This window comes from Streptacidiphilus melanogenes, from assembly GCF_000787835.1.
Classification (GTDB): domain Bacteria; phylum Actinomycetota; class Actinomycetes; order Streptomycetales; family Streptomycetaceae; genus Streptacidiphilus; species Streptacidiphilus melanogenes.
The window spans coordinates 170,013-195,397 of record NZ_BBPP01000009.1; the positions used below are offsets into that span (position 1 = coordinate 170,013).

The following is a 25,385-nucleotide window of genomic DNA, read 5'->3' on the forward strand; positions in this document are numbered from 1 at the left end:
CGAAGAGGAGTCCCCGTGGCCGACCGCTCCCCTGGCGTGGATCGCGCGGCGGCCGAGGGGCTTTCGCAAGCGGCACGTGCCCTCGCGCATCGCTGGGAGTCGCAGATCAACGAGCTCACGCGGCGCATCGCGCGACAGCGGTTCGAGGCGCTGCCCGGGTTCGTGCAACTGCCGGACGAGATGGTCGACGTCGAGATCGCCGAAGCCGTGCGCCACGGCCTGCACATGTTCGCCAGGGCTGTTCGCGGCCAGGACGCGTCCACCCAGGCGGAGGCCTACCGGCTCTTCCGCAGGCGGGCGGCGCAGCGCGCCCGGGAGGGGTTCCCGCTGCCCGTCCTGGTCCAGGCCCATCTCGCGGCACGAGCCGAGATGTGGGCGGTGCTGCGTGGCCTGGCGCGACCGGGCGAGGAGGCCGCCCTACTGGAACTGGCCGATCTGCTCTTCGCCGCCATGCCGGGCGAGCTGAGCGATGTGGTCCGCGCCTACGTCGCCGAGCAGAGCACCTCGGCGGCCGACGAGCGGGCCCGGCGACGGGCTCTGGTGCTGTCGCTCCTGAGCGGGCATCAGCCGACGGCGGAGGAGCTGGATCTTCTCGGCATGGCCCGCGGTGGATCCGTGCTGCTCGTCCGACTGCCGGCCGCCCGCCCCGGCGCCCGGCCCACGGGCGCGGTGGCCCGGCACCGCCTGGAGCGCCAGTGGCAGCAGCGGCTGGACCGCGACCTCGGCTCCGACTCCCTGGTCGCGGTCGACGCCGATCACGGCTATGTCCTGCTGCCCCACCGCGCGCCCGGGCAGGGAGGATTGGAGGACGAGGCCGCCCGGCTGCTCGCGCAGGACACGCCCATGGCGATGGCGTTCGACGCCTTCGACGATCCGGGCGCCCTGGCCGCGGCCGCGGAACGGGCCCGGGAGATTCTTCGCCTCGCGCTCGCGCTCGGCCGCGGCCCCGGTCCGCACCGGATGGCCGACGTGCTGCTGGAGTACCACCTCTCCCGACCCGGTCACAGCGGGGGCGCACTCGCGGTACTGCTGGATCCGCTGCTGGCCCACCCCGACGTGGCCGAGACCCTGCGCGGCTACATCGACCACCAGCAGGACCGCCGCGCCACGGCGGAAGCGCTGGGGCTCCACCCCAACACCGTCGACAACCGCATCCGCCGGGCCGGCCGGCTCCTGGGCGCGGACCTGACCACACCGCGCGGCTACGCCCTGGCCCTGAGCGCCTTCGCCGCACGCGGGCTCCTCGGCCCGCCGGCCGGCTGAGCCGGCCGCGCCTGTGCGAGATCACGACTGCGGCCCGTCCGTCCGCCCCGGGTGCTTGACAAAGGCGTGCACGGCCCGGATCGCGGCGAGGACCGGGATGAAGGAGCGGATGAGGGCCGCCAACGCGGCGGGAATGCGGGTGGCAGCCGTGAGGACGACGGTGAGCGTGCCGATGAAAGCCAGGATCGATGCGGTCATGTGCCGAGGTTCCGGCGGTGAGCGTTCGGTTGCATTCGCTTCTGCCCGAGTTGTGCAAACCCGCAGGTAAGGGAGGGGCGAAGCCCTACGCTCGGCGCCGAAACCGAATGGAGGGGCGCGTGGGATGAGGATCGACCCGAGACAGATCGAGAGCCGGGCCGAGCTGAGTGCAGCGCTCGCGGAGCTCTTTCGCCAGACTGGGCGCAGCTACCTCGACGTCGCCTCGGGGTCGGGCGTGTCGACGGCGACGTTGCACAACATGGTGTCGGGCAAGAGCCTTCCGCGTTGGAGGACGCTCGAGAGCGTGCTCGACGCCTGCGGGGTGAAGGACGCAGCCGCGCTCTCGGCCTGGCGGGAGGCGCACGGGAGAGCGACAGCCGGGGCCGGTGACTCCCAGCTGACGATCGCCGAGGCCCGAGGCCTTGTCCCGCTGCCCTGGGCGACGCAGGACGAGGCCGACACCCCCGCCCCCGAGCGGAAAGCACACAGACGTCCGATGCGAAGCCTCGTCCGGGCCACGGCGTCGCTCGCGTCGCGTCCGTGGCGGAGCATGCGAGCCAGGCACCGCATGCGTCAGCGGGAGGTGATGCTCAAAGAGATCCGGCTGAGGATGCGAGAGCTCACCGGGCCGGCCGAGGCGCACCACTACCTCACGCCGCGCTTCCATCTCGTCGGTTCCGAGGGCAAGCCCCGCGAGGTCGGGATCCGGGAGCTGTTCGAGGGGGCCGGCGAGGAGCTGGTCCTACTCGGCGCGGCAGGGATGGGCAAGACCACCCAGCTGGCCCGGCTGGCCGAGGAGCTCGCCGCCGAGGCACTCGAGGAGCTGCACCGACTGGGCGGCGCATCGATCCGGCCGATTCCGATGCTGGTCAGCCTGTCCTCCTACCGGGGCCAGCCGCTGACCGACTGGCTGCCGGCAGCGATCAACCGGCAGTACGAAGGCGTGCCCGAGGAGTTGGTCCGCGGCTGGCTCGCCCATGATCTCCTGCTGCCGCTGCTCGACGGCCTCGACCAGGTGCCTGACGCCTACCGTGCGGAGTGCGCGGATCAGATCCGCCGATTCCGCACCCGTCGGACCGGCATCGTGGTCGGCTGCCGCTATGACGACCTCTCGATCGCGCGGCGGGTGGGGGCCACACGGTACGTGCAGCTGTCCACTCCCACCAGGACGGACGTCGAGGAGTTCCTGCAGAAGAACATCGAGGCCCTGTCGGAGGTGCATGCGGCCCTCAAGGCGAACCCCGGCCTTGGGGCGTTACTTCGATCGCCCCTGATGCTCAACATCATCCACGGTGCCTACCGTGGGAGGCCGGCGCCGGAGCTGGAGCGGCCCGAGACGTCGGACAGACAGCGGCAGAAGATGATCTTCGATGCCTATGTGCGGCGGATGCTTCAGGAGAAACGCCCGCTCGGGCGCTCCGACCGGCCCGAGCGGACCGTCCGCTGGCTCACCTGGCTGGCCCGCGGCCTCCAGGAACGCGGCGAGGATGTCTTCTACCTGGATCGGGTGGATCTGGAGTGGCTCCCCACGGGGGTCCGGCAGGTGCTGCCGCGGGCGCTCCCGCCGTTTCTGGCGAGGTCGACGGGTGAGTTGCTCACCTTGCTCTGGCTGACGATCGCCGTCACGAGCGGAGCGCTCCAGACCCATCTGTTCGACGTTGCCCGCATCACCTTCGCCTCGGTGTTCACCGACGGAAGTCAGGCCCTGATCGCGCAGACCTGGTGGGCCAAGCACCCGGAGCGCAGACCGTCGCTGGCGATCGTGTTCAACGTCGCGTTGACCATGCCGATCTGGTACAGCCTCAGTGGGGTCCACTGGCTGGACCGAGGGGTCGTCATCATGGCGATCGCCTGGCTGTGGCTGCTGCTCACCAATCTGGAGGTCTGGTATTTCCCGGTCTTCCAGCCCGTGGAGCAGATTCGGTGGTGCTGGACGCCCCGCGAAGCGGATCCGTCCCTTCGAGGGCGCTTCCCGGTCAGGGGCTTCTTCACCGTCCAGATCACCGTGGTGATGACCGCCATGCTGATGTATCTGTCGCACGTCCTCCTGCCGGGTCTGGGATGGGGAGCCTCCGCGGCTGCCCTCCTCCTCATGGCGGTCTACCTGCTGGGCAACAACTTCGAGCCTTCGCTCCAGGAGCAGCGCCCCGTCCCCAACGAGGGGATCCGCAGGTCCTTGCGCTTCGCGGTCCTGCATGGGATGTCCCATGCCGTCGTGGCGTCGTCCGCGGTTCTGGCCGTCCTCCTGCTGGCGCATGCGGGAGGTCACCTGCGGAACTCGCTCCTCGTCGCGGGATTCCTGGGCACCCTGTTCGGAACGGCCCGCGCCTACCGCTACGGCGGCATCGCCCTGGTGCGTCACTGGGCGATCCGTGCCTCCCTGGCCGCAGGCGACGACACGCCGTTTCGGTACAAGCAGTTCCTGCACGACGCCGAGCAGAGAATCCTGCTCCGTCGCCTCGGCAGCGGCTACGCCTTCCCCCATCCGCTGCTGCAGGAGCATTTCGCCACCGCGCCCGACGCTCTTCTCTCCCGCTTGGCCGTCCACCAGGAGACGGTGCCGAGCCCTCAGCCGGTGAGCTGACGTCGGTCACCTCGCCGGGGCCCTCGCGGGGGCCGTTCGGCCCTATCGCCTCGCCGATCAGAGGCAGACCGTGAGGGGGAATCCTCCGGGAAGGCGGCGCGACATGGATGCCGACATCGATCGCGTGATGACGAGCTACTTCGCCGCTGCGCTGATCGAAGCCGGCGGCCCCGAGTCGTCCACGCCCGCAGCGGAACGCTTGCGGCAGCGCCAGGCACTGTGGCGGGAACGCGGGGTCATGGAGCCCGCCACCGCCGCGTGGGCGTTGCTGTGGGCGAACCGCCGCGCCGCCACGGCCGAAGTGGCGCAGTACCTGGAGGCATCACACGACCGCGCCGTCCTGGAGGAGTGGATGGCCGAGCGGAAGATCAACGGATTCCGCTACGTCGGACGCACCCTGCCGAGCCGAGGCTCCGTGACCGCGGGTCGCGGCCGCATGCGGACCATCACGAGTTGAGAGGTGAACAGCATGCTGATCGGCGTCACTCACACCATTAGCGACCCGGAGAAGTTCTTCGCCGGCGCCCGGGACGTTCTGGGAAACCTCCCGAAGGGCCTGGCCTGCCACCAGGTGCTGCCGGCCGTGGACGGGAGCCACGCCCACTGCCTGTGGGAGGCCGCGTCGGTCGATGAGGTCCGCGACCTGATCGACCCGGCGACCGTCGGCATCGCCGACAACGAGTACTTCGAGATCGACACCGGAAGCGCCATCGGACTCCGGTGATCCGAGGTGCAGGAGCCACGGAGGCTGCGATGGGGTTCTATGCCGAGCAGGTCGTCCCGCGGATCATCAACGTCGTTTGCGGAGTGAAGGAGGCCGAACTTCTCCGGCGCCGGGTCTGCGAAGGCCTGGAGGGCAAGGTGCTGGAGATCGGGTTCGGCTCGGGTCTGAACGTCCCCTTCTATCCGGAGGCCGTCACCTGGGTGGACGCCGTGGAGCCCTCCGACGTGGGATGGCGACTGGCGCACAAGCGTGTGGCGGCGACGTCCGTCCACGTGGAGCGCGGAGGCCTGGACGGCCAGGCCTTGCCCTTCGCCGACGACAGTTTCGACGCCGCGCTGTCGACGTGGACGCTGTGCACCATCCCGGATGCCGACGCCGCCCTGCGTGAGGTGCGAAGAGTCCTCAAGCCCGGCGGAACCCTCCACTTCGTCGAACACGGCCTGGCTCCGGCCGGTGACGAGAACGTGCGTCGCTGGCAGCGACGCCTCGACCACCTGGAACAGCGGCTCCTGGACGGATGCCATCTCACCCGGCCCATCGTCGACATGCTGACCACGGCCGGCTTCGTCATCACCGACCTCGACGTCTTCTACGAGAAGGGCGCCCCGAAGCCGTTCGGCGCCGACTCTCTCGGGATCGCGGTGTCCCCCGGCTGACCGCCTGTAGCGCTCCGCCGAGGTCCGGCTGCGTCGGGCACAGCAGCGCCCGGGATGCAGTCCCGGGCAACGGGCCCGACGATGGGGACATGCCCGGCAAGGTCGTGTTCGTCACCGGGGCCTCGTCCGGCATCGGCGAGGCCGCCGCGGTCAGGCTCCACTCCCTCGGCTGCATCGTCTACGCGGGCGCCCGCCGGACCGCGCGCATGGCGCATCTGGCCGACCGGGGCATTCGGGTGCTGGCGCTCGACGTCACCGATCCGGCCTCGTGTCGGTCCGCCGTGGACCGGATCTCCGAGGAGGCCGGCGGCGTCGACGTGCTCGTCAACAACGCCGGGTACGGCTCCTACGGCGCCGTCGAGGACGTGCCCCTGCCGGAGGCCCGCGACCAGTTCGACGTGAACGTCTTCGGCACCGCGGAGCTGATCCGCCTGGTCCTGCCGCACATGCGGGAACGGCGCAGCGGCCGGATCGTCAACATCAGTTCGATGGGCGGCCGGATCCACACGCCGCTCGGCGGCTGGTACCACGCCACCAAGTTCGCTCTGGAGGGGCTGAGCGACTGCCTGCGGCTGGAACTGCAGCCCTTCGGGATCGACGTGGTGCTCGTCGAACCGGGCAGCATCCGCACCGAGTGGGGCGGCATCGCCGCCCGGAAGCTCCGCGAGACCTCGGGCAGCGGCCCGTACGCCGGACAGGCCGAGGCCATGGCCAGGACACTGGACGGCGAGGCCAACGCCCGCTTCAGCTCCTCGCCGACCGTGGTGGCCGACGCGGTGGCCCGTGCGGTGACGGACCGGCGGCCCCGCACCCGCTACGTCGTCGGCACGGGCGCCCGCCCTCTGATCCTGCTGCGGACGGTGCTGCCGGACCGCGCGTTCGACACCCTCATGCGCGTCGCCAACCGCCTGCCGCGCTGAGGCAACGCGGGCGCAGCGCGGACCGCTCTCCTCGATCACCTCCGTGCGACGCTCCCGGGCCGCGTGATCGACGAGCTCCCCGGCGTGGACGGCCCGATCGAGGACACCGTGCCCGGATTCCGGATCCTCCGGGTCCACCCGGCCCGTCCCGGCGACCGGTGGCTGTACGTGACCTCCGGCTGCTGGGCGGCGACGCAGCATCACGGCCACGGCCTGGAGTCTTTCTCGCGGCGCTGCGCGACGAGTGGCCCAACCTCGACCACTACGTGGTGAGCCTGCCGTATCCCTTCGGGCCGGAGTTCGAGGTCTGCACCTGGGAGGGCGGCAGCCACGCCCGGATCCTGTGGCTGCTGCCGATCACCGAGGCGGAGAAGGACTTCCGCCGGGAGAGGGGGCTCGAAGCCCTCGAGGTCCGGTTCGAGGACCACGCGATCGACCCCGTCGATCCGAAGCGGGCGTCCGTGGTCTGAAGTCCGCGGGCGGCAGTCGCGTGGATGACGGTGGGAAACCTCGAGCAGGGGTCGCCGGCACAGCGGCTCCGGTCGGACGCTAGCCGACCTTGATGTCGAAGGTGGAGACGGCGCCGTCCGCCTGCGTCAGCGTGACCGCTCCAAAGGTGATGACCACGTAGGAGGAGTTGGCTCCCGGGCCCTTGTAGAACCCGGTCGCCCGGGTGACCCGGAACGCCAGGGCCGCAAGCGTCGAAGCAGCCTGTTCGTCGGCGTCGATCTTCGGCTGGGCCAGCCCGGGATGCCCGTTGGCCTCGGCCCAGTCGCAGAAGCGCCGGGAGTCACGGCTCATCTCGGGGAGAAGGCTCCGGTTGGCCCAGGCCCACATCCACGAGCCGGCCCCCGGGGCGAAGCTGCCCAGGATCTGTGCGGGCGCGGCCGCGGTCCTGTCGGGGAAGGTCCAGGTGATAACGCCGGTCCTCTGGTCCAGATCCCAGCGGTCGGCCGAGCCCAGACCCCAGGACATGTGGGCCCGTCCCACCTGCTCGATCATGTCCTCAGCCTGCAGCAGGAGCGGGCTCAGGTCGGCTCGCTCCCCTGCCTGACCTGCGCCGTCCGTCTTGGCCCTCCGCTTGAACATTCCCATGGCGCGGAGTCTGCCAGAGGCCTTCGGGCCGGCCACGCCCGGGTCACGGCAGGTACGCGCTCGATGCCCACCGGACAGCCTAAGGCCGTGTCCTCCCAACCGGTGATCTCCGGTGGGCCGCCTGTCCGACCGGGTACCTGATGGCGGGTCGGCCCGCGGGAGCGGTGCTGCGCTCCTGTTGGCATGCAGCGGATGTGAGGTGTCCTGATGAGAGCCGCGAAGCTGGCCGTCCTGGCGGGCCTGTTGGCGACGACGTTGACGGCGGTGCCCGGCGGGGCCGTGGCCGAAGGGGCCGCGGTGAGGGCGGGCCACACGTCACGGTTCGTGCCCGGTCCGTGCCCGCCGACGCTTCCCCACGGCGTGAAGGCCGCCTGCGGCTACCTGGTCGTGCCGGAGAACCGGACCCGACCGGACGGGCGGACGCTTCGACTCGCCGTCGCGATCGTCCCCGCCCAGTCTCCGGCGTCACACGGGGACCCGATCGTGTTCCTGCCCGGAGGGCCTGGGCAGGACGCGATCAGCGACATCGCGCAGATCACCGAGACCGGCCTGAACCGCGACCGCGACCTGGTCGTCATGTCGCAGCGTGGGACGCTCTCCTCGCCGCCCGCGCTGACCTGCCCGGAGATCGACCGGTTCTACCAGCAGCGGATCGGGCTGCGCTACGACGCACCCTCCACCGGCCGCCTGTACGTGCAGGCCGTCGCCGCGTGCCACGACCGGCTGACGGCCGAGGGTGTGGACCTCGCGGCGTACAACACCAGCGAGAGCGCGACCGACCTGGCGGACCTGCGCACGGCACTCGGCATCCGGGAATGGAACGTGTTCTCCCACTCCTACGGGACCGAGCTGGCGCTGACCTACATGCGCCGGTACCCGCAGGGAATCCGCTCGGTCACGATCGACGGGGTGGTCCCGCCGTCGGTCGCGAGCCCCGGCTGGACCTGGAGCAGTGTCAAGGAGTCGTTCGACAACATGACCGGGGCGTGCACCGCGCAGCCCGCCTGCCGCAGGCGGTACCCACAGCTGCCTGCCGAGTTCACCCACGAGGTGCAGCGGTTGGAGGCGCACCCGGTCACGACCCGGGTGACCGTGCCGGGCGCCGGGGTGGTGAAGGTGGTCCTCGACGGCGGGGCCCTGGTGAACTGGATGGTCCGGGCCAGCCACACGCCCGCCGAATTCCCGCTGGCCGTGGACGAGCTGGCCCACGGCAACCCACAACGCGTCGCCGAGCAGTGGGCCTCCACCCGCTATCCCGGCAGCGAGGGGGTCTTCGCCCACGGGCTGTCCCTGAGCGTGTGGTTCAGCGAGTGGGTTCCTTTCGAGACCGCGCGTGAGCAGCTGACCGCCGGCCTGCGGGCCTTCCCGACCTTCCCGACCTCCGTCCTGGCCCAGGCGCCGCAGCTCGCGTTCCTGCGCCAGGCCTGCGGGGCCTGGCACGTCCCCGCGGCGAACCCGTCCATCCGCAAGGTCACCCGCAGCGCCATCCCGACCCTCGCCATCTCCGGCAGCTTCGACGCGCAGACCGGCGCGGTCTGGGGGCGCTACGCCGCGCTGACGCTGCGGAACTCGTTCGTGGTGACGCTCGCCGGCGTCGCGCACGGCGTGTTCGACAACCCCTGCGGCTCACAGGTGATCACCTCCTTCTACGACCGCCCCGACGACCCGGACACCAGCTGCGTGGCCTCGGTGCGGCCCGTCCCGTTCGTCATCGGGCCGAGGTGAGGTCGCCGACCATGGACCAGCCCCACTCCTGCACCGCAGAGATGTCCCGCGGCGTCCACCCGCTCTCTCGCCGCCACCTGCTCCGCCTGGCCGCGGGCGGCGCGGGTCTCGCAGCCCTGTCGCTGTCCCCCGCACCGGCAGCGGCCCGCGCCGCCGTCCGTCGGCCCACAGGCGCCGGGGACAGCGCGTTCTCCTCGCTGCTGCGGGAGCTCGACGCCAGGATCGAGGCCGCCATGGCGGCCTACGCGATCCCGGGGGTGGCGGTCGGCGTGCTGCTGGGCGAGAGGGAGTACGTGAAGGGGTACGGCGTCACCAACGTCGACCACCCCACACCCGTCGACGCGGACACGCTGTTCCGGGTGGGCTCGACCACGAAGACCTTCACCGGCACCGCGCTGATGCGCCTGGTCGACCGGGGCGCGATCGACCTCGACGCTCCCGTCCGCCGGTACCTCCCCGAGTTCGCCGTGGCCGACCGCACCGCCTCCCGCAGGGTGACGGTACGTCAACTGCTGAACCACAGCTCCGGCTGGCTCGGTGACGACTACCAGGACTTCGGTCGCGGCGACGACGCGGTCGCCCGCTTCGTGGACTCCATGACCCGACTGCCCCAACTCACGCCAACGGGCCGGACGTTCGCCTACAACAACGCGGGGCTCTGCGTCGCCGGGCGGATCCTGGAGGTCGTGAGCGGCCTCGGCTACGAGACCGCGGTGCGCCAACTGCTCCTGGACCCGCTCCGGCTGCGTCACAGCCACTTCTTCAGCGACGACATCATCGGCCTCAACGTCGCCGCCCCGCACGACGTCGTCGACGGGCGCGCGGTGGTGGAGCCCTCCTTCTGGCCCCAGCCGCGCAGCCTCGCCCCGACCGGCGGTCTGGTCTCGAGCGTGCGCGACCAGCTCGCCTGGGCCCGCTTCCACCTCGGTGACGGCACCACCGGGACCGGAACCCGACTGCTGAGCAGCGCGTCACTGACCGAGATGCGCACGCGCCCGGGACCGGGCGGCACGCTCGTCGTGGAACTCGACGGGATGGGCGTCACCTGGATGCTGCGGCCCACGGCCCAGGGTCCTCGGATCGTGCAGCACGGAGGCACCTGGCCGGGGCAGATCTCCGGCTTCATGATGGTGCCCGCGCGCGGCTTCGCGCTGACCGTGCTGACCAACTCGGTCGGCGGCTCCCGCCTGCGCGACGAACTCTTCACCGACGACTGGGCGCTGCGCCGCTTCGCCGGCGTCAGCAACCTGCCGGCCGAACCCCGGCGCCTGAGCGCCGCCGAACTCGCCCCCTACGAGGGCCACTACCTGAACCGGCGCATCAACGAAGCGGGCGTGTGGGAGGAGACCCACATCGAGTTCCGTGCCCACCGGGGCCGCCTTCAGGGGACCTCGACCACCCAGGGCGAGACGAGCCAACTCGGCGTGGCCTTCTACCGACCGGACTTCGGACTCGACCTCGACCCCGTCGGCCGTCCGATCGGCACCCGCTCCGACTTCCTGCGCGGACCGGGCGGACACGTCACCTGGTGGCGTAACCACGGACGGCTCCACCAGCGCACCGACCCGCCCGCGCCCTGACCGAGCACCGCGGCCCCGCGGCTGCCGTGTCGGGCGCGGGGCCGCTGGGGGCCGCTGGGGGCCGCTGGGGGCCGCTGGGGGCCGCTGGGGGCCGCTGGGGGCCGCTGGGGGCCGCTGGGGGCCGCTGGGGGCCGCTGGGGGCCGCTGGGGCTCTACCGGGTGGCGAAGTCCTGGTTGTCGCCGGTGCCGGTCTTGCAGGTCCACTGGTCGAACGCGGCGCCCGCCGTGGTGACGGCGCCGGACTGGTCCAGGCAGAGGCCGCTGTTCTGGTTCTTGAACTGCCAGGTGCCGTCCGACTGTTGGATCGGCAGCCAGAGACCGTTGGAGGTGCCGTTCTGGGTGTACTGGATCACCGCGGCGCCCTTGGCGGTGGAGGCGGACTGGACGACGACGTCCTTGCCGCTGTTCTCGTTCTGCAGTTCGCCGTAGCCACCGGAGACCGGGAGGAACTGGAACTCCTGGCCGCCCTGGCTCCCGGTCCCGCACGTGTTCTGGTCGATCACCGCCCCGTTGGCCGTGGACGCCCCCGTGACGTCGAGGCACTGGCCGCTGTGCTGGACCGTCAACTGGTGGAATCCGGACGGGAACGAGCCGGTGTCGCCGCCTCCGCCGGTGATCTTGTTGAAGGCCTTGGAGTAGGCGTAGCCGGTGCCCTTGTCGTAACCGTCGAGCTCCCAGAAGGCCAACTCCTGCACGCCGTGGGCGGCGGCGAAGGACTCCAGCGTGGCCGCGTTGGACTGGCTGAAGACCTCGTTGTCGTCGTTCTGCCCCGCGATCGGGGTCAGGCCGAGCATTCCCCACGCCCCGCTGCTGCCCACGCCGAAGATCGACTCCAGCTGCGGAACACTGCCGTTCGCCGCTGACTCGGCGTCGTTCAGCGCGTTCTCCCCGTCGCCGAAGTCCATCGTCATGATGTTGACGAGGTTGACCTTGACCCCGGCCTTGACGGCGCCGGTGAGCATCGACCTGACGTCCGACGGCATGCCGGTGGGGTCGACCGGCACGGTGAAGTCGATCTGGACGGCCGGGTCGGCGGCCTGAAGCTGGGCCAGGGCCTGGTCGCGCCGCTGGTCGGAGGTCGTGTCGTCCAGCACCGAGCCTTCGATGTCGAAGTCCAGGCGGGTGACGTGGTAGGTGCTGACCACCTTGGCGTACGCGGCCTCCAGGCTGGAGACCGAGGTGCAGGTCTGGGCCAGCTCGCCGCCGGACGCCCCGCCGAAGGACGGGATCACGTTCCCCCCGGCCGCCTGGAGTGCCGAGATCTGGGAGGCGAAGGCGTTCATCGCGTCGTTGCCGTCCTCCCACATCGGGGTGCATCCCGACTGCGGGGTGAGGAACGCCAGCGAGAAGAACGCGGTCCCCGACGCCTTCGTGTCGGCCGCCATGTCGCCCGCGTCCGAGGCGCTGATCTGCAGGTACGGGGCGGAGTAGTGGGCGGGGAAGGCGGTCGCGGCGGCGTGCGCGGGGGCGGCGAGGACCGCCGCGCCGGCCACGGGCAGCAGGGCGGACACGGCGAGGACCAGGATCTTGCGGGCACCGTGGGACATGCGTTGACCTCCGGCCGAGGGGCGGTGGGGGTGAGTGGAGAGGCGCAGTCGAATCTGGTTAGTAAGCTTTCCTAACCCAATTCGGGAAGGTATAGACCTTCCCCTGAGGCGTCAAGAGGTTGCACAACGCGCCGTCAGACGGCGTCTGCGACGTGGGGCTAGCCCCACCCCGAACCCGGTTACCTGCCCCATGGTTCGGGCGAAGCCCCTCCAACAGGCTGGACACACAAGGACGCAAGCCCGTGTCGAGCACTCAGGAGACCCCAGTGACCACGTCCGTATCGAGTCCTCCCACCCAGGGCAGCGACTCGCGCACGTCAGTCGCGGCCCGCGCGCGCGGGCTCACCAAGGCGTACGGCAGCGGCGAGACCCGGGTGGTCGCGCTCGACGCGGTCGACGTCGACATGCCCCGGGGCCGGTTCACCGCCATCATGGGCCCGTCGGGGTCCGGCAAGTCGACGCTGATGCACTGCCTGGCCGGTCTGGACACCGCCACCGGTGGCCGGATCTGGGTCGGCGAGACGGAGATCACCAAGCTGCGGGACAAGCGGCTGACCCGGCTGCGCCGCGACAGCATCGGCTTCGTCTTCCAGGCGTTCAACCTGCTCCCCACGCTGACCGCGCTGGAGAACATCACCCTGCCGATGGACATCGCCGGCCGCACGCCCGACCGGGCGTGGCTGGATCGCGTCGTGCAAACGGTCGGACTCGCCGGTCGCCTGAAGCACCGCCCGGCGCAGCTCTCCGGTGGCCAGCAGCAACGCGTCGCCGTGGCCCGCGCCCTCGCCGCCCGGCCCGAGATCATCTTCGGGGACGAGCCGACCGGAAACCTCGACTCCCGCGCCGGGGCGGAGATCCTCGGCTTCCTGCGCCAGTCGGTCGACGAACTCGGGCAGACCATCGTGATGGTGACCCACGACCCGGTGGCCGCCTCCTACGCCGACCGGGTGCTCTACCTCGCCGACGGCCGCATCGTCGACGAGATGCAGGCCCCGACGGCGGACGCCGTGCTGGAGCGGATGAAGTCCTTCGACTCGCGGGGACGGACGTCATGACCGTGCTGCGGACCTCCCTGCGCAACTTCCTCGCGCACAAAGGCCGGATGGCCCTCTCCGCGATCGCGGTGCTGCTGTCGGTGGCGTTCGTGTGCGGCACGCTGGTCTTCACCGACACCATGAACGCGACCTTCGACAAGCTCTTCGCGACGACCGCCTCGGACGTCACCGTCAGCCCCGCGAAGGTGGACAACGCACAGCAGACCGGGACGCCGGACACCCTGCCCGCCTCGCTGCAGGCCCGGCTCGCGCGGGTCCCGGGCGTGTCCGCGGTCGTGCCCGAGGTCAGCAGCCAGCAGGCCACCGTCGCCGACAGCCGCAACCAGGACATCGGTTCCACCACCGGCGCACCGACCATCGTCGCCAACTGGAACCCGACCCAGACCAGGACCGTCGGCATCACCTCCGGCCGCACCCCGCTCTCGCCGGGCGAGGCCGTCCTGGACGCCGACACCGCGGCCAAGCACCACCTGGGCATCGGCGACACCCTGCGCGTCATCGCCGGTCCCGGCGACTTCAAGGTGACCATCAGCGGCATCGCCACCTTCAGGACCACCAACCCCGGCGCGGCCGTCGTCTACCTCGACACCCCGACCGCGCAGCAGGGGCTGCTCGGCTCGCGCACCGCGTACACCGACTTCGCCCTCACCGCCGCGCCCGGCGTCAGCGACGACCAGCTCAAGGCCCGGGTGGACGCGACCATCGGCCACGGCTACCAGGTGCAGACCGCCGCCGAGATGCAGGCCCAGAACCAGAAGGACATCGGCTCCTTCCTGGGCCCGATGAAGTCCGTGCTGCTGGGCTTCGCCGGGATCGCGGTCCTCGTCGGCGTCCTCCTGATCGTCAACACCTTCTCCATGCTGGTGGCTCAGCGCACCCGGGAGATCGGGCTGATGCGCGCGATCGGCGCGAGCCGACGCCAGGTCAACCGCTCGGTGCTGGTCGAGGCGGTGCTGCTCGGCGTCGTCGGCTCGGTCGCCGGGATCGGCGCCGGCATCGGACTGGCCGTCGGCCTGATCAAGATCATGGGCGCGATGGGGATGCACCTGAGCACCGCGGATCTGACGGTCAAGGCGGCGACGCCGCTGATCGGCCTGACCGTCGGCGTCGTGGTGACCGTGGTGTCCGCGATGCTGCCCGCCCGCCGCGCCGGCGCCATCTCCCCGATGGCGGCCATGCGCGACGCCGGCACTCCCGCCGACGCCCGCGCCGGACGCGTCCGCGCGGCGTTCGGGGTGCTGCTGACGGCGGCGGGCGGGACCGCCCTCGCCCTGGCCGCGACCGCCTCCTCCGCCTCGGCCGGGTCCGGGCTGCTCGCGATCGGCGTGCTGCTGACCCTGGTCGGCTTCGTCGTGGTCGGCCCGCTGCTCGCCGGGCTCGTCGTGCGGGTCCTGGGCGCGGTGACGCTGCGATGGTTCGGCCCGGTGGGCCGGCTGGCCGAGCGCAACGCGCTGCGCAACCCGCGGCGCACCGGAGCCACCGCCGCCGCGCTGATGATCGGCCTGGCGCTGGTCGCGGGCCTGTCGGTGGTCGGCGACTCCCTGGTCGCCTCGGCGACCGCGCAGATGGACAAGTCCGTGGGCGCCGACTTCATCATCCAGGCCGGCAACGGCAACCCGATCAGCCCGGCCGCCGCCAGGGCCGTCCACGCGGCCGGACACCTGGCCCACGTCACCGACCGCACGGACGTCGCCGCGACGGTCACCGCGCCCGACGGCTCGAAGGACAGGACGGAGATCGCGGCGGCCACGCCGTCCTACACCGACGACCTCCAGGCCAAGACCGTGCAGGGCAGGCTGATCGACGCCTACGCGCCCGGCGCGATGTCGGTGCCGGCGGGCTGGGCCACGTCCCACAAGGTCACCCTCGGCACCCGGCTCGACGTCGCCTTCACCAGCGGCAGGACGACGCGGCTGACGGTGGAGGCGATCACCTCCGACGACACGGTCTTCGACCGGGGCGCGATGTACATGAACATCGCCGACGCGCGGAAGTACCTCCCCGCCGACAGGTTCCCCGCGAACGACATGATGTTCGCCGCGGCGATCCCCGGCCAGCAGAGCCAGGCGGCGGCCTCGCTCAAGGCCGCCACCGCGGACTACCCGCAGCTCAAGGTCCGCGACCAGGCCGACTACAAGAACATGATCCAGCAGCAGCTCGACCAGCTGCTGAACATGATCTACGCCCTGCTCGCCCTCGCCATCGTGGTCGCCGTCCTCGGCGTGGTGAACACCCTCGCCCTCTCGGTCGTCGAGCGCACCCGCGAGATCGGACTGATGCGCGCGATCGGACTCTCCCGACGCCAGTTGCGCCGTATGGTCCGGCTGGAGTCGGTCGTCATCGCCCTGTTCGGCGCGGTCCTCGGCGTCGGCCTCGGCATGGGCTGGGGCGTCGCGGCCCAGAAGCTGCTGGCCCTGTCGGGGTTGGGCGTGCTCAGCATCCCGTGGACCACGATCGGCGTCGTCTTCCTCGGCTCCGCACTGGTCGGCCTGCTGGCGGCGCTCTTCCCCGCCTTCCGCGCCGGCCGGATGAACGTCCTAAGGGCCATCGCCACGGACTGAGCGGAAGGGAGCCGGCGCAGGTGGGCTCGCAGGGACGGCCGGTTGGTCGTCGAGGTCTCCCGTGAAAGCATTCCTCGAACCCGTCTGAGCACGCCAGGCGCACCTCCACTCGCAGAAGGACGTTCATGAGCACTGTTGACCACCGGGCGGCCGTAGCCGCCGAGACCGCCCGGTTCGTCGGCGTCGTGGAGCGGGCCGACCTGTCCGCTCCCGTCCCGACCTGCCCCGGGTGGACGCTGACCGACCTGGTCCGGCACGCCGGCAGCGTCCAGCGCTGGTTCGCCGTGCTGCTGCGCGGACGCATCCAGCAGCCGCCGACCAGTCGCGACGTCGAGCTCAAACTGCCCGAGGAGGCAGCCGGTTACCCGCAGTGGCTGGCCGACAGCCTGGTCGAGGCCACCGGCGCCATCGACGCAGGCGACCTCGACGATCCGATGTGGGCCTGGGGCGTCGACCAGCACGCCCGCTTCTGGGTGCGGCGGATGCTGTTCGAGACCCTCGTGCACCGCAGCGACGCCGAACTCGCCCTGGGCCTGCGCCCGGAGATCGAGCCCACGCTGGCGCTGGACGGCGTGGACGAGTTCCTGGTCAACCTGCCGAACGCCGTCATGTTCGCCCCGGGGACCGCCGAACTGCGGGCCGAGAACCGCACCATCCGGTTCGGCTGCCCCGAGGGCCACCGGGTGGTCCGGCTCCGTCCGGACGGCTTCGGGGTGGAGCCGGACAGCGACGGCCCCGTCGACGCCTCCGTCGACGCGGCCACCGCGGCCGACCTGCTGCTGCTGCTCTACGGCCGCTACGACCGCACCGCCGACGCCTTCGAGCGCTCCGGCGACCAGGGCCTACTCGACCACTGGTTCGCCCACTCGCAGTTCTGACCGGCCGCCCCCGGGCGCAGGACACCGCGGACGGCGGCCCCGGGAGGGCCGCCGTCCTTGCCGTCCGTGTCGTCAGCAGGTGAGGTTGGAGCCTGCCGGGACGCCGAGGATGGAGGTGAAGGACACGTAGTCGTTGACGCGGTCCTGCATCTCGGCGGTGTTGGCGCCGTTGCACTCGACGCTGCCGTTGATGCTGCGGATGGTCTCGCCGAAGCCCGCGCCGTTGACCATGGCGTTGTGGGCCGTCATCGTGCCGGGGCCGGTCTGGGTGTTCCAGTACCACAGACCGGTCTTCCAGGAGGTCGCCGGATCGGACGCGACCAGACCGGGGTTGTCCAGCAGGTCGATGCCGAGGGCGTCACCGGCGGCCTTGTAGTTGAAGTTCCAGCTGAGCTGCATCGGACCGCGACCGTAGTAGGCGTAGGTGCCGGCAGGGCAGCCGTAGGGCTCACTCGCGCAGTAGTTCCCGGACTGGTCGACCTCGTTGATGTAGACGAGGCCGCCGGTCTCGTGGTCCACATTGGCCAGGAAGGCCGCGGCCTCCTGCTTCTGCACGGTGGCGCTGCCGGTGGTGGCGAAGCCGGGGTACGCGCTCAGCGCGGCCACCAGGCCGCTGTAGGTGTAGAAGGAGTTCCGGTTCGGGAACATCTGGTCGAACTGGGCCTCGCTGACCACGAATCCGCCGGAGCCGCCGGTACCTCCCCCGGAACCGCCGGAGCCGCCGGTGCAGCTGTAGGGGGACCAGTACCAGGTGCTGATGGTGGGGTCGTATCCCGGGTTGTCATGGGTGGCGATGTAGTACTGGCCGTTGGGGGTGTACTGCACGATGGCACCGGTCGCGTAGGACTGCCCGGCCACCCAGGCCGGGTAGGTGCAGCCGCCGCCGGTGCTCCCGCCGCCGCCCGAGCCGCCGCAGGCGCCCTGGTCGGCCCAGACGTCGGCGACGCCGGGCGTCTCGCCCTGCGTCCACCACTTCGCCTGCCAGTTGTCGCCGTTGTAGGAGGCGGTCATCCCGCCGGTGTAGACCGCGCTGGAACTCCAGGGCGCTGCGCAGTCCGCCGCCATCGCGGGGCTTGCCGCGCCGAGGACGGTGAGCGTGCCGAGGATGCCGACCAGGACGGCCAGCAGCGCCGCGACGCGCCTGCCACGATGGCGCGTTGAGGACATGGGTCGCATGTGCCACTCCAGAGGTGGGGGTGAGTGGGGACCCACAGCAGCAAAGCGTCATTGGTCCAGACCAGTCAAGAGCCGGGAGGCATTTTCTGGCAGAACATGACCAACAATCAGTTCCCGACTCCGGCAGGCAGGTCGTCGAGCCAGTCGACGAGGATGCGGTTGACCTCGGCGGGGCGCTCCTGCTGGATCCAGTGACCGCAGTCGTCGAGGAGATGCGAGGAGACCAGCCCGGGCAGCGTGGCGGGGAAGGCGTCGATCGCGTCGGCCAGCCACACGGTGGAGGCGTCGAGCCGGCCGCCGACGAACAGCGACGGCTGCGTCACGGGCGCGCCGTCGTACGCGGCGAGGTCCTCCCAGTCGCGGTCCATGCTGCGGTACCGGTTCAACGCGCCGGTGAAGCCGGTCCGTTCGAACTCTCCCGCACAGACGTCGAGGTCGCCCTCGCCGAGCCAGGCCGGAAGCCGCCCGGCGGGGAACCGGTCGCGCAGGGTGCCGCCCCGGCCGACGAAGTGCGGGTCCGGAGCCTGCGGCCCGGGCATGGTGTCGCCGGACAGGGCCGCGTAGAAGCCCGCGAGCCAGCCGCGCACGTCGGGCTCGATCTCCCCCTCGGCCCGGCCCGGCTGCTGGAAGTAGGAGACGTAGAACTCCTCGTCGCCGCCCATCCGCGCGAAGACCTCGCTGGGCCGCGGTCCGCCACGAGGCGTGTAGGGGACGCTGAGCAGCCCGACCGCACGGAAGACGTCCGGTCGCAACAGAGCCGAGTCGGCCGCGATCGTCGCACCCCAGTCGTGGCCGACGACCACGGCGGTCTCCTCACCCAGGGCGTGCACCACCTGGACGTTGTCCTCCACCAGGTCGACCATCCCGTACGCGGCAGGGTCGGCGGGCTTCGAGGAGCGGCCGTAGCCGCGGACATCCACCGCGACCGCGCGGTATCCCGCCGCGGCGAGCACCGGAAGCTGGTTGCGCCAGGAGTACCAGGACTCCGGGAACCCGTGCACGAGCAGCACGAGCGGCCCGCTTCCCTGCTCCACCAGGTGGATCCGCCCCGCCGGCGAGGGGACGAGGCGGTGGGTGACGCTCTTGGTGTGCGCGGGCATGAGCTCTCCGAATCCGTGGGCGTGCGGGCGCCGCGACGACCGTCGACCGGCCCGCGGCTCGGCGCCCAGCATGACCTCGACACCGGCGCGGCAACGACTCCTGTTGCCGTTTCAGCAAACCACGCCCCTGCGGGGACCCCTCGTCAGCTCCCCGTCCGGCCGCCCAACTCCGCCCAGCTGTCGCTGTCCATGCGGTCGCGGGGGCCGACTCGGGCGAGTTCCGAACCGTCGCGTCCCACGGCCACGATGAGAGGCCGCCCCCCCTGTGTGGTCTCCGGACGGGGACCTCCAGACCACGACGAGCCTGCCGTGCGCGGGCACCTCGATCCGTCGGGCGCCGAGAAGCAGGTGATCCACTTCGGCCGCCACCTGGAGTTGCTGGGACCCGACCCACGGAACCGGCCCGGTGCGGCCACGATGACGATGCTGCAGGCGGTAGGCACAGCTCTGGCTGCCTGAACTCCCCAGAAGTTCGATCATGCCGATCTGCCCCGTCCGGCCCGCTGCCAGTCTCTCCCAGGGCTGGTGATCGTTCGACACGCTGCCGCCGCCCATGTCCTGCCATGTCTCGCCGCAGCGCTCGAACAGCGTGGTGTACGTCTCCGCCTTCGCGGACCCGGGACGCCAGACGAGCCAGACCACGCCGACCCCGGCATCCCGGTCGACATCGGCCGACATCAGGGCCAGCCACCGTCGAGGCAGCCAACCTGGCTGCGTTACCTTGCCGTTGACCACCTGGCGGATCACCCTCGGCAGAATGATCCCCATCCAGCGGTCCATACGGCGCATCCGTCGCAGCTCCGTGCGAGTGAGCATGTCCACACGGTACCCAACGGGGAGGCCCGGATGTGGCCGGGCGGTAGCGTACTGCGGGTGATGGTTGGGGAGTGCGAGCGCGTCCAGACCTCCTGGTTCCGGGCGCAGGCAGAGGTGCTCGGCGGCCGGTCGTGGGAGGACGGTGCGTTGAGCTGGACGGACGGTCCCGAGGGCCTGAACCTGATGTTCCCCGGCGAGCTCGACGCAGCGGCGGTGCGGCGCGGGGTCCAGCAGGCGCTGAGCCGCGGGCGGGCGTCCGTCGGGGCCTGGCTCAGTACTGACGTCGATCCGTCAGCACTGCGGGAGTGCGGTTTCGATCGCGGCTGGACGATCCGGTGGATGGCGGCGCCGCTGTCCGCGGTCGCAGCCGGCGGAGACGACGGGGACGGCCGCATCGAGCTCCAGGCCGACAGCCTCGACTACGACGGTGAACACGCCGACTACCGCGACCGGCTGACGATGACCCGGCAGGAGCCGCAGACGGCCTGGTATGCAGCCGCCTATACCGGTCCGGCATCGCCGGACGGGCCGCGGCGGTTCGCCGGGCGTGCGTGGTCGTACTACGACGGCGGCCCGCAGGGCACCGCTGGGGTGTTCGACATGGAGGTCTGGCCCCGGTTCCGCCGTCGGGGACTGGGAACCGGCCTGCTGCGGACCGTGTGTTCCGCCGCGCGGGACGCCGGCGCGTCGCAGGTCGTGCTGAACGCGACGGACGAGGGCAGCCTGCTCTACCGCACGTGCGGGTTCACCACCATCGGCGAAGGCATCACCTGGTGGCTCCACCTGCGGTGACTCAGCTGATACCGGTCCGGCCGAGGGTGCGGATCGCATCGGCGAGCTCCGCCGGAGGGCGGGTGCCGTCGAGGACGGTCGCGCCGAAGCGTCGGTAGGTGGACTCCGTGCCCGCGTTCCATCCCAGTGCTGCCGCCAGCTCCTCCGGATGCTTGCCGTAGGCGTTCGTGGCGCGGGTCAGCAGACGGTGTCGGAGCGTCAGGTCGTCGACCACCAGGCAGACGACGACGTCGAACAGATCCCAGACCTCCGCCTCGTTCTCGACGGAGCCGAAAAGGAACGTGGCCTTCTCCTCCGATCCTGCCGCGAGTGCCTCGACCCGGGTGCGGCTGATCTTCCACGCGAAGCGATCGGACCAGCCGGCCGGCACCGGATACGGAGGATCGACGACGATCCGTCCGCTCGTCCGGTCCACCCAGTGGTTGCAGCCCTCCCAGTCGGCGTCGACCGCGTGTTCCCCTCTGCTCTTCAGCACCTCGCAGACCGTCGACTTGCCGACCCCGGCGTTGCCGGTCACCCACACCAACGGCATGTCAGTTCTCGCCGCCGAGAAGGCCCCCGAGGCGCTCGGCGAGCTCCTCGGGGGTGATGGTCTCGATGCCGAGGGACCTGGCCTTGTCGAGCTTGCTGCCGGCGTTCTCGCCGGCGACGACGAGGTGGGTGCGGGCCGAGACGCTCGAGGACGCGCGGCCACCCGCGCTGGTGATCAGTTCCGTCATCTCGGTGCGGGAGCGCTCCGCGAGAGGCCCGGTCATCGAGCCGGTGACCACCACCGTCAACCCGGCGAGCGGCAGCTCGCCCCCGGCCGTCCCGGCCGTGGTCCCCGCATCCGGATCGGCTCCCCCGGAGGCGGGCGGGACGAAACCGGGCTGGATCATGTTCACACCCGCGGCCACGAGCTTGTCGACGAGCGGGGCGAGGTCGGCCAGCTCCGCGACGATCACCGGAGCCTTCTCGCCGCCGATGCCGTCGACCTGCTCCAGGTCCGCGGCGTCGGCGTCCCGGACGGCCTGCATGGAACCGAAGTGCGCGGCGATGCGCAGCGACATGGAGCGGCCGGTGCCCAGGACGCCGAGGGCGCAGAACACGCGGTTCAGCGGTTTGGTCTTGGCGGCCTCGATCGCGGCCATGAGGTTGTCGGCGCTCTTCTCGCCCATGCGGTCCAGGGTGAGCAGCTGGTCGCGGGTGAGGGTGAACAGGTCGGCGAAGTCCTCGATGAGCCCCTTGTCGACGAGCTGCACGACGATCTTCTCGCCGAGGCCGTCGACGTCGAGCGCGTCGCGGGCGACGGCGTACCGGACGGCCTCGACCTGGCCGCAGACGCGGCCACGCTCGCAGCGCCAGCGCTCCTGGCTGCGGTCGATGCCGGCGCCGCAGCGGGGGCAGACCTCGGGGAAGGCGATGGGCTGCTCATCTCCGGTGCGTAGGCCGGCGACTGCGCCCTCGACGCGGGGGATCACCTCGCCGGCCCGGTAGACGACGACGTGGTCTCCGAGCATCAGGCCGCGCCGGGCGATGTCGGCCGGGTTGTGCAGGGTGGCATAGGTGATGGTGGTGCCCGCGACGTCGACCGGGTCGAGGACCGCGCGCGGGGCGATCACGCCCGTACGGCCCACGCTCCACTCGACGGCACGCAGCACGGTGATCTTCTGGGCGGCCGGGAACTTGAAGGCGGTGGCCCAGTGGGGCGTGCGGGAGCCCGCCCCGGCCCGGTCCTGGTCGGCGGGGCTGTCGGCCTTGATCACGGCCCCGTCGAGTTCGAAGTCGAGCTCCGGGCGCAGCACGCCGATCTCACGCACCCGGGCCACGACCTGGTCCAGCGTCGCGCAGGCCGTGGTGGCGACGGGGGTGCCGGCCGTGGTCCCCAGCCCGAGCCCGGCCAGGCGGGCGACGAGCTGCGTGTGGGTGAGCGCGGCGAGGCCCGCGTCGTCGGTGTGCTCGGGGCCGGTCAGCGCGGCGTAGGCGAGGAAGGTCTGCCGGACCCGGTAGGCCCGGTCCTTGGCGCGGAGGGAGCCGGAGGAGGCGTTGCGGCGGTTGGCGAAGGCCGTGGCCCCGTGCGCGGTCCTCTGCTCGTTCGCGTCGGCGAACTGTGCCTCGGTCATGAGGACTTCGCCGCGCACCTCGACGGTGACCGGTTCGTTCAGGGTCGCCGGCAGTCCGGTGATGTCCCCGACGGCGTGGGAGACGTCCTCCCCGGTCGCCCCGTCGCCCCGGGTGACCAGCTGCACCAGCCGGCCCTCGCGGTACCGGGCGGCCAGGGCCACGCCGTCGAGCTTGGGCTCCACGGCCCAACCGGCCACCGCCTCCCCGCCCAGACGCCGCTCCAGGGAGGCGGCCCACGCGGCCAGCTCCTCGTCCGAGAAGACGTTGCCCAGGCTGAGCATCGGCACGGTGTGCATGACGTCGCCCGTGGTGACACCGGCTCCGACCTGCCTGGACGGGGAGTCGGACGCGACCTGCCCGGGGTGCTCCTCCTCCCAGGCGGTGATGCCGCGCAGCAGGCGGTCGTAGGTCTCGTCGTCCAGGCCGGACTCGCCGGACCCGTAGTAGGCGTCGGCGGCCTTGCGTGCCTGCGCGACGGTCTCGAGGTAGGCGGCCTCGTCGGGCAGGTCGACAGCGGGCACGGCCGCGGAAGGCTTCGTCATGCCGATCATTCTGGTGACCGGGACTGACAACCGCCTGGCTCGCCCTCCCCGTCACCCGAAGGGCCCCGATTCACGCGGGCATCCGAGTGGCGACCTGCTGCGCCCGCATGCCTGTTCCCCCGGCCTGCGCAAGGCTGGACAGGCCCGGCACCCCGGCCCGGCCGCTCGATCTGCTCCCCAACCGACCCGGAGCACAAGCAACCCCGGAGAGCCTCCCTTGTTGATCGTCGTCGTTCTGGCCGTCCTGCTCGTCCCGCTGTTCCTCCTGCTCGGGTGGATGACCGTCGAAAGCTGGGCGACCCGCAGACGCGCGCGGCTCGCCGCGCAGCCGGTCCCCGTGGCGGGCGAGCCGCCGCACGTGCAGGAGCGCCCGGCCCCCTCCTCCGCGGCGTGACTCCCCCGGCCGACTCGAGCGGGCCCGCCCGGCCGGGCCCGCTCGCTCTGTCCGCTGATCGGACGACATGCGGGATCGGCGGCATGCGTCCGCCCTCCGGGCCGGGTCTAATGACGGGAACAGCGGCGAGGAGCGGAGGCAGGCGATGGGTGACAGAGGCGTGACGTCATGAGCGGGACCTCCGCCAGGAAGACGGCGGCGGCCGCCCGCAAGCGGACCACCCCCGTCAAGCGGGCCGCCTCCGCCAAGAAGACCGCGTCGCCCCAGCCGCGGCCGCACCTGACTCCGGCTCAGCGCGCCGAGCTGGGCCTGCGGGCGCGGGCCAAGGCGCCGCTCACGGAACACGAGCAGTTCGGCGTCGGCTCCGGCCGGGAGGATCCGGTGGCGATCCTGGAGCGCCAGGCCGAGTCGCGTGTGCAGGAGCTCGTGCCGGTGCGCTACGGCCGGATGCTGGTGTCCCCGTTCACCTTCTACCGCGGCGCCGCCGCGGTCATGGCCGCGGACCTCGCCGGAACGCCGGACTCAGGCCTCACCGCCCAGCTGTGCGGCGACGCCCATCTGTCGAACTTCGGGCTCTTCGCCTCCCCGGAGCGGCGCCTGATGTTCGACGTCAACGACTTCGACGAGACCTACCCGGGGCCGTGGGAGTGGGACGTCAAGCGGCTGGCGGCCAGTCTGGAGATCGCCGGGCGGGAGAACTCCTTCTCCCGCAAGGAGCGCCGGAAGATCGTGGTGGCGGCGGTCCGCGGCTACCAGAAGGCCATGGCCGGTTTCGCCGGCCTGGGCAACCTCGACGTCTGGTATGCGAGCGCCGATCTCGAGGAGGTACGCGGCATGCTCGCCGCGCACCTGAACAAGACCCGCAAGAGCATGCTCAAGAAGGGCGTGGCCAAGGCACGCGCGCACGACAGCCTGCGCGCCTTCCGCAAGCTCACCGAGACGGTCGACGGGCGTCCGCGGATCATCGCCGACCCGCCGCTGATCGTGCCGGTCGCCGACCTGCTGTCCGGGCAACAGCGGGGCGCCTTCCACGAGATCATGGAGTCGCTGGTCGGGCGGTACCGGTCCACCCTGCAGTCGGACCGCCGAGTGCTGATGGAGTCCTTCCAGCTGGTCGACGTGGCGCGCAAGGTGGTCGGGGTCGGCAGCGTGGGGACGCGCTGCTGGATCATCCTGTTCACCGGGCGCGACTCGGACGACCCGTTGTTCCTGCAGGTCAAGGAGGCCCAGCGCTCTGTGCTGGCGGACTTCGTCGCCAAGGGCCCCGGCTACGCGAACGAAGGCGAACGGGTCGTCAGCGGCCAGCGGCTGATGCAGGCCGCGAGCGACATCTTCCTCGGATGGGAGTCGGCGGACGGGATCGACGGTCGGCGCCGGGACTTCTACGTCCGCCAACTCGCCGACTGGAAGGGCTCCGTGGCCATCGAGCAGTTGGTGCCGAGCGGGCTGGCCATCTACGGGCGGCTGTGCGGCTGGACTCTGGCCCGCGCGCACGCCCGCTCCGGCGACCCGATCGCCATCGCCTCGTACCTGGGCGACGACAAGGTCTTCGCCCAGGCGATCGCCGAGTTCTCGACCCTGTACGCCGACCAGAACGAGCTGGACTTCGCGGCGCTCCAGCAGGCCGACCGCGAGAACCGGATCACCGTCGAGTTCGGGCTCTAGCCTCCCCCGTC

Annotated in this window: 22 protein-coding genes; 15 read left to right on the forward strand and 7 right to left on the reverse strand. The window is 71.4% G+C overall.

The features are described 5' to 3' along the window. Positions 1-15 precede the first annotated feature (15 nt). Positions 16-1,263 carry a PucR family transcriptional regulator gene (locus tag TR49_RS13160; RefSeq protein ID WP_052434254.1) on the forward strand — a complete coding sequence of 416 codons (1,248 nt, stop codon included), beginning with the start codon at positions 16-18 and terminating at the stop codon, positions 1,261-1,263. 21 nt (positions 1,264-1,284) lie between these two features. Here TR49_RS13160 and TR49_RS43805 read toward each other — a convergent pair whose 3' ends face one another. Next, entirely contained in the window at positions 1,285-1,461 is a 177-nt protein-coding gene (locus TR49_RS43805; protein ID WP_160311592.1) for a hypothetical protein, read from the reverse strand. Positions 1,462-1,585: 124 nt separating this feature from the next. On the opposite strand from TR49_RS43805, the gene TR49_RS13165 reads away from it, so the two are divergent. From TR49_RS13165 to TR49_RS41455, 6 genes are all read left to right on the forward strand, one after another. Further along, on the forward strand, positions 1,586-4,045 hold the full coding sequence (locus tag TR49_RS13165) for a helix-turn-helix domain-containing protein (RefSeq protein WP_042381151.1): 2,460 nt from the start codon (positions 1,586-1,588) through the stop codon (positions 4,043-4,045). Between the two features lie 103 nt (positions 4,046-4,148). Beyond that, positions 4,149-4,502 carry a hypothetical protein gene (locus TR49_RS13170; RefSeq protein ID WP_042381152.1) on the forward strand — a complete coding sequence of 118 codons (354 nt, stop codon included), beginning with the start codon at positions 4,149-4,151 and terminating at the stop codon, positions 4,500-4,502. Between the two features lie 12 nt (positions 4,503-4,514). Beyond that, positions 4,515-4,769, forward strand: coding sequence for a hypothetical protein (locus tag TR49_RS13175; protein ID WP_152627234.1), 255 nt, complete (start codon positions 4,515-4,517; stop codon positions 4,767-4,769). A gap of 29 nt (positions 4,770-4,798) precedes the next feature. Next, a complete protein-coding gene (locus TR49_RS13180; RefSeq protein WP_042381154.1) occupies positions 4,799-5,425 on the forward strand; it encodes a class I SAM-dependent methyltransferase in 627 nt (208 codons plus the stop codon). Positions 5,426-5,514: 89 nt separating this feature from the next. Continuing rightward, on the forward strand, positions 5,515-6,345 hold the full coding sequence (locus TR49_RS13185) for an oxidoreductase (protein ID WP_042381156.1): 831 nt from the start codon (positions 5,515-5,517) through the stop codon (positions 6,343-6,345). 158 nt (positions 6,346-6,503) lie between these two features. Next, complete coding sequence (locus TR49_RS41455) at positions 6,504-6,815, forward strand: suppressor of fused domain protein (protein ID WP_236653344.1); 312 nt, start codon at positions 6,504-6,506, stop codon at positions 6,813-6,815. A 79-nt stretch (positions 6,816-6,894) separates the two neighbouring features. Here TR49_RS41455 and TR49_RS13195 read toward each other — a convergent pair whose 3' ends face one another. Next, positions 6,895-7,440, reverse strand: a complete 546-nt coding sequence (locus TR49_RS13195) for a DUF6882 domain-containing protein (RefSeq protein WP_236653345.1) — start codon at positions 7,438-7,440, stop codon at positions 6,895-6,897. A 207-nt stretch (positions 7,441-7,647) separates the two neighbouring features. Between TR49_RS13195 and TR49_RS13200 the strand changes: the two genes are divergently transcribed. Next, complete coding sequence (locus tag TR49_RS13200) at positions 7,648-9,165, forward strand: alpha/beta fold hydrolase (RefSeq protein ID WP_042381159.1); 1,518 nt, start codon at positions 7,648-7,650, stop codon at positions 9,163-9,165. Positions 9,166-9,176: 11 nt separating this feature from the next. After that, the gene (locus tag TR49_RS13205) at positions 9,177-10,745 is read left to right on the forward strand and encodes a serine hydrolase domain-containing protein (RefSeq protein WP_201776180.1); all 1,569 of its coding nucleotides are present in this window, start codon (positions 9,177-9,179) and stop codon (positions 10,743-10,745) included. Positions 10,746-10,897: 152 nt separating this feature from the next. Here TR49_RS13205 and TR49_RS13210 read toward each other — a convergent pair whose 3' ends face one another. Then, complete coding sequence (locus tag TR49_RS13210) at positions 10,898-12,292, reverse strand: RICIN domain-containing protein (protein WP_042381160.1); 1,395 nt, start codon at positions 12,290-12,292, stop codon at positions 10,898-10,900. A 266-nt stretch (positions 12,293-12,558) separates the two neighbouring features. On the opposite strand from TR49_RS13210, the gene TR49_RS13215 reads away from it, so the two are divergent. The 3 genes from TR49_RS13215 to TR49_RS13225 all read left to right on the forward strand — a co-directional run bounded on the left by TR49_RS13215 (position 12,559) and on the right by TR49_RS13225 (position 16,786). Continuing rightward, entirely contained in the window at positions 12,559-13,347 is a 789-nt protein-coding gene (locus TR49_RS13215) for an ABC transporter ATP-binding protein (protein ID WP_042381162.1), read from the forward strand. After that, a complete protein-coding gene (locus TR49_RS13220) occupies positions 13,344-15,908 on the forward strand; it encodes an ABC transporter permease (protein WP_042381164.1) in 2,565 nt (854 codons plus the stop codon). The genes TR49_RS13215 and TR49_RS13220 overlap by 4 nt, the downstream gene beginning before the upstream one ends. 125 nt (positions 15,909-16,033) lie before the next feature. After that, the gene (locus tag TR49_RS13225) at positions 16,034-16,786 is read left to right on the forward strand and encodes a maleylpyruvate isomerase family mycothiol-dependent enzyme (RefSeq protein WP_042381165.1); all 753 of its coding nucleotides are present in this window, start codon (positions 16,034-16,036) and stop codon (positions 16,784-16,786) included. A gap of 72 nt (positions 16,787-16,858) precedes the next feature. Here TR49_RS13225 and TR49_RS13230 read toward each other — a convergent pair whose 3' ends face one another. Both TR49_RS13230 and TR49_RS13235 read right to left on the reverse strand, forming a co-directional pair. Continuing rightward, positions 16,859-17,953 (reverse strand): glycoside hydrolase family 19 protein, encoded by a 1,095-nt coding sequence (locus TR49_RS13230; RefSeq protein WP_042381168.1) that lies wholly within the window; start codon positions 17,951-17,953, stop codon positions 16,859-16,861. Positions 17,954-18,069: 116 nt separating this feature from the next. Further along, positions 18,070-19,062: an alpha/beta fold hydrolase gene (locus TR49_RS13235; RefSeq protein ID WP_042381285.1), complete on the reverse strand. Its 993-nt coding sequence runs from the start codon at positions 19,060-19,062 to the stop codon at positions 18,070-18,072. An 876-nt stretch (positions 19,063-19,938) separates the two neighbouring features. Between TR49_RS13235 and TR49_RS13245 the strand changes: the two genes are divergently transcribed. Then, positions 19,939-20,670: a GNAT family N-acetyltransferase gene (locus tag TR49_RS13245; protein ID WP_042381171.1), complete on the forward strand. Its 732-nt coding sequence runs from the start codon at positions 19,939-19,941 to the stop codon at positions 20,668-20,670. Position 20,671: 1 nt separating this feature from the next. Here the strand turns inward: TR49_RS13245 and TR49_RS13250 are convergent, their stop codons facing one another. Further along, positions 20,672-21,202 carry an AAA family ATPase gene (locus TR49_RS13250; RefSeq protein WP_042381172.1) on the reverse strand — a complete coding sequence of 177 codons (531 nt, stop codon included), beginning with the start codon at positions 21,200-21,202 and terminating at the stop codon, positions 20,672-20,674. Between the two features lies 1 nt (position 21,203). Continuing rightward, positions 21,204-23,324 (reverse strand): NAD-dependent DNA ligase LigA, encoded by a 2,121-nt coding sequence (gene ligA, locus TR49_RS13255; protein WP_042381173.1) that lies wholly within the window; start codon positions 23,322-23,324, stop codon positions 21,204-21,206. Positions 23,325-23,535: 211 nt separating this feature from the next. Between ligA and TR49_RS43810 the strand changes: the two genes are divergently transcribed. Both TR49_RS43810 and TR49_RS13260 read left to right on the forward strand, forming a co-directional pair. Continuing rightward, positions 23,536-23,709, forward strand: a complete 174-nt coding sequence (locus TR49_RS43810) for a hypothetical protein (protein WP_160311593.1) — start codon at positions 23,536-23,538, stop codon at positions 23,707-23,709. A 168-nt stretch (positions 23,710-23,877) separates the two neighbouring features. Then, positions 23,878-25,374, forward strand: a complete 1,497-nt coding sequence (locus TR49_RS13260) for a DUF2252 domain-containing protein (RefSeq protein WP_084724854.1) — start codon at positions 23,878-23,880, stop codon at positions 25,372-25,374. The last annotated feature ends 11 nt before the right edge of the window (positions 25,375-25,385 follow it).